At 36.4% G+C, this 4,464-nt stretch carries 5 protein-coding genes; 4 read left to right on the forward strand and 1 reads right to left on the reverse strand.

The genetic code is table 11. The features are described 5' to 3' along the window. Positions 1–222: 222 nt before the first annotated feature. From F6K54_RS40955 to F6K54_RS40970, 4 genes are all read left to right on the forward strand, one after another. Entirely contained in the window at positions 223–708 is a 486-nt protein-coding gene (locus F6K54_RS40955; protein WP_293090219.1) for a hypothetical protein, read from the forward strand. Next, positions 705–1,676: a hypothetical protein gene (locus F6K54_RS40960; protein WP_293090221.1), complete on the forward strand. Its 972-nt coding sequence runs from the start codon at positions 705–707 to the stop codon at positions 1,674–1,676. The genes F6K54_RS40955 and F6K54_RS40960 overlap by 4 nt, the downstream gene beginning before the upstream one ends. Before the next feature lie 826 nt (positions 1,677–2,502). Further along, positions 2,503–3,444 (forward strand): DNA polymerase beta superfamily protein, encoded by a 942-nt coding sequence (locus F6K54_RS40965; RefSeq protein ID WP_293090223.1) that lies wholly within the window; start codon positions 2,503–2,505, stop codon positions 3,442–3,444. Positions 3,445–3,477: 33 nt separating this feature from the next. Next, positions 3,478–3,606: a hypothetical protein gene (locus F6K54_RS40970; protein WP_293090225.1), complete on the forward strand. Its 129-nt coding sequence runs from the start codon at positions 3,478–3,480 to the stop codon at positions 3,604–3,606. Between the two features lie 524 nt (positions 3,607–4,130). On the opposite strand, the gene F6K54_RS40975 is transcribed toward F6K54_RS40970, so the two are convergent. After that, positions 4,131–4,464, reverse strand: a 334-nt coding sequence (locus tag F6K54_RS40975; protein WP_293090227.1) for a hypothetical protein, incomplete at its 5' end; no start/stop codon positions are given.

The following is a 4,464-nucleotide window of genomic DNA, read 5'->3' on the forward strand; positions in this document are numbered from 1 at the left end:
TCTTTGATCTAACTGTTCTACTGTTAAGTGGTTTTCAATCGTGACTAACTTCGGCATTACTTACTCCTACTTTATGGCGATCGCTCCCCTTAGTTTTATTATACCTAATCATCCGGACATGATATTACTTCCAGGGGAGCAACTTTTTACAACTCTCTTTATGAAAATAGTGTAGCTGCTAAGTATGGAATAGAAATATCAGATTTCACGAAGCATTTGGCATTGGAAATTTGTAACAATCATCTTTTTGAGTTTCACATCAGAGAGGAACTTCTTCAGTTGATTTTTTCTCCAGAATTTACTCAGTATAATTTAGTTTTTGATGACTATGGTTTTGGCTTAATGTCCAGAGCTATGCTTTTGAGCCGGATTTACCCTTTAGAAAGATTTGTTACGCAAGGGGCCTTTAAGAGAAGACTGGGATATGGCCAAGAAGAGAGAAGCTCTGGGGATGTCCAGAAATTTGCTAAGTCCGGGTCAAAACTGGCCAGGACCGAACTTTATTTGTGGTGTTATTCGGTGGTAGCCAAAGGCAATAAATTAACTTCAGAAATAGGCAAGCAGATAGAGGCCAAGTATCAGGAAATTTCTGAAAAGTTACGCCCCACAGTCAAAGGCGCAAAGTTTGCCAAGTTATGCAACGCCCGAACTGTGGCAGTTGCGCTGCGCTGGCTATACCGAGATTTGCGGAGGAATTGCTTGAAATGACCTTTGGAGTAGCTCCTCACCCCCCAGCAGGAATTCTTTTTCCTGTCGCACTTTACACACATTATAAAAACCCCTTGGCTTTGTGGCTGTATTGTCGGTTTTACGATCGCCAAGGCAGCGGGAAAGCTGTTATTGATTTAGCTGAATGTGCGCAGGAGCTACAAATTAGTGTCAGTACTTTGAGGAGATGGCTTTGGCGGAAATCTCCGTTGTGGCGAAGCTGCAAAACTCGAAAAGGGATTGCAACCATCTATTATACTTCATCCCACAACTTAGCAGCCAGAATAGAGGAAAAGTTCGATGGAGGCGTTGCTGAGATTGAAGATATTAGCGATATAGCTAATCATCACTTACCTATGCTCGCCACTGAAATTGAGTTACAGGAGGTTCAAAGAAAATCTAGATATGCTGCTCATCAGCAAGCGATCGAGAGAGCAGAAATTAAATATCTATTAGATAGAAGAAAAAGTCAACATCGAAAAAGGCTCAACGGGCTAGTGCCAAAAACTTTAGCCCCAAATGACTTAGTACACCTCCCTGCGAAAAACCTGGCGCGGGTACTTTGGAAAGCTGGAGTCAATTTGGGGGTTTCTGAAGGTTTTTTAGCCTACGGAGCCAGTCAAGGAAGGGTCGCGACTTGTCGTCGTCTATCAACTCGACAAGTACAGCGACACCTATCAAATGAGTATAGATGTTCTGAAAGTCCAGTAAGGAAGTTTCGGAGCATCTATCCTATTTTTGGGGTGCAAATCCATCAAAGGCTCGATAGACACCGTGGCGAATGCCTGGATAGAGCCGAGAGGAGGGAACCTGGTTTTGATTGGGATAGTTTTGAGCTGATCGTTCTCGGCGGAGCTTGGAAAAATAAAGAAGGCCGTTGGTTTGAACGTAAATGCAAAGTCTATGAACAAACCGTTCTTTTAAGGAAGGCCCGATTTAGGCGATCGCGAGTCAGGATTGATAAGTAATTGTTATCGTTTGAAAAATTCGAGCCGGAATTTTTTCTAGATAAGAATTGCTTATGAGTTGGTTTGAATTAGAAATAATTTTGGTTTCTGATTAATTAATTTGAATTGAAAAAAAAGATTTTAGTTTCTGATTTAGATATTTATTTAATTTGAATTAATTAATTTAGTAAAGTAAACTTCCAAAACACAGCGGTTGAACACCTTTCCACTTTTTTAAGCATAGCACAAAGTCCCTCTCAAAGGGGGAGGCTTTAAACCCAATTTTTCGGTAAGCCTGCCCCTTATGAAAAATTATAAATCAGAAATAAAAAATATATTAATCACTGTTGCGACATACGCAATAGTAGAGTAAAACCCCTATGAGTTCTGGACTTGGAGTCATTTGCACTCTCATCCAACTACTCTGAGTAGTCAGCCAACAAAAATCACTCTAGTTATTAAAAATCAGAAATAAAAAATATATTCATTACTATTTTGATATACGCAATAGTAGAGTAAAACCCCTATGAGTTCTGAACTTGGAGTCATTTGCGCTCTCATCCAACTACTCTGAGCAGTCAGTCAACAAAAATCACTCTATTTATTAAAAATCAGAAATAAAAAATATATTCATTACTATTTTGATATACGCAATAGTAGAAAATTGCACTATCACAACAGCCACTTGACATCTTTCTGGCAAAAATATCAATTTTATACTACATTAGTAATATAAGTAATACACGAAGCGATCGCCCAGAGAAAAAGCTATGAAAAAAATTTTAAGTCTTCTGATATAACTTTTGACTTTTGGCTTTTGAATTTTTATTTCTGACTTAATTTAGAGATGAATAGAAAAACAGTAGAATCAGGATTAATATTACTCGCCCTCACAGGTTCTCAAGCTTACGGTACTTCCACACCTTCATCAGACTGTGATTATAAAGGAGTTTTTATTGCACCGAAAGATTATTATTTAGGCTTCAAATCTTTTGAACAAAAAGACCAAGGTTGGGATGAACCAGGAACAGGTTTATATCCAGTATTAGATAATGTCAAAGATTGTGTGGTTTATGAGTTAAGAAAGTTTCTAACCTTGGTCTATAACAACAATCCCAATATATTAGAAACTCTCTGGTTAGATTCAGAATTTTACTTGCATTTATCGCCAGTGGGAAAAAAGCTAATTTCCTATCGTCAGGCATTTATTTCCCAGAAAATTAGAGCTTCTTTTGCGGGTTATGCTTACTCTCAAATTAAGCGGGTGGAAACTCATAGAAAATGGCTATTAAATCCTCCAGCAAAAAAGCCAGAACCTCAAGATTTTGGACTGAATGAAAATAGCTATCGACCTTTAACAAAATCAGAGGTTAATGCTTTTATGGAATTCCTTTATATGTTGGTTAGAGATTGCATAGAATTTTTAGAACCAACTCAGCAACTACGAGATTTGCTATTAGAAAAAATTGATTATAAAGCGATTCTCAAACAGCATCCAATTTCTGAGGCATTATTACCAAAAGTGCAAGAATATACCCGAGCAAAAAACGATTTTATTCATCTGTTGCACTTAACTCAAGCTTATCGGCAAGGTTTAAGTCAATGGGAAGCTTATTGTAGTTGGAATAAAGGTAGAAATTTGCAACGGAAGGAGTTAGAAAAGAAGTGTGGATATGATGCAAAACATATGAGTCATTGTATTCGGTTGTTAAGAATGGGAATAGAAATTTTGCGGGAGGGGGTACTTTATGTGAATCGGAAAAAAGTGGGAGATGCAGAGTATTTATGATCTATTAGAAATGGGGATGTTATTTATGAGGATGTGAAAAGATTAGCTGATGATTTGTTTGATGAGATTAAAGAGATAAAAACTGAATTACCAGAGCAAGTAGACCGGGAATTTTTGAATCAAGTTTGTGTAGAGTTGGTGGAAATGGCTGGATTTTTTTAGGAGTCAGGAGTCAGGAGTCAGGAGTCAGAATAAATTACTTCAATACCAGTTTTTAGGTCGTAAATTCTCTTTTTTATCAAAGGGACATTTCCTACAAAATCTTTTTATCCCACTTATTATTCGTAACATTCTTTTTTAAAATTGGTATTACAGCGAAAAAAAGTTACAGCGAAAAAAGCTAAAATCTTTACCTATAAATGTTTTAGATTTTATCAGCAAGCCCTAATTAGTTAATGAATAACTACTTCTAAGGTTTAGAAAGGAAAATTTGGCAGTAACTTTTATTATTTCTCAATTTCAAAGGTTGCTTTTACCAAAAAATCGTGGTCTAAAGCCTCCCCTTTTAAGGGGATAAAAAAAGAGAATTCCGTATTTCAAGCCTCCTTATTGCAGACGTACTGATAACTAATAACTGATAACTGATAACTGAAATAACCTTGCTCAAAATTAATAACTGATAGCTAATAGCTGGCCACTGTTTGTGCAGCATCCGCAGGAAATGCTTACAATTATTAATTGTTGAATTAATCATTTCTAGTAAAACTAGATTTTCCCCTAATTTCCTCTAATGTTAAAGACGGTCTATTTTTTACCTCTGGGTCAGCTCCCACTTGAATCAATAAATCAGAGAATTCTACTTTTTTATTAAAAGGTCGAATAGCTTTAATATTCACACCTGAACTAATTAATTTTTCTGCTACTAACTTAACTTCTTTTATACTTACTTCTGAACCAAACCAAATTGAATTACTAGGCATATCCGCTACTACAGTTGGTCGAAGTATTAACTGATAATCTAAAGTTCTTAAAGCTTTTTCAACTACTCCATTGTCAACATCTTTAGGAAAATACTCAACT

The sequence above is a fragment of the Okeania sp. SIO3B5 genome, from assembly GCF_010692555.1.
GTDB lineage: Bacteria > Cyanobacteriota > Cyanobacteriia > Cyanobacteriales > Microcoleaceae > Okeania.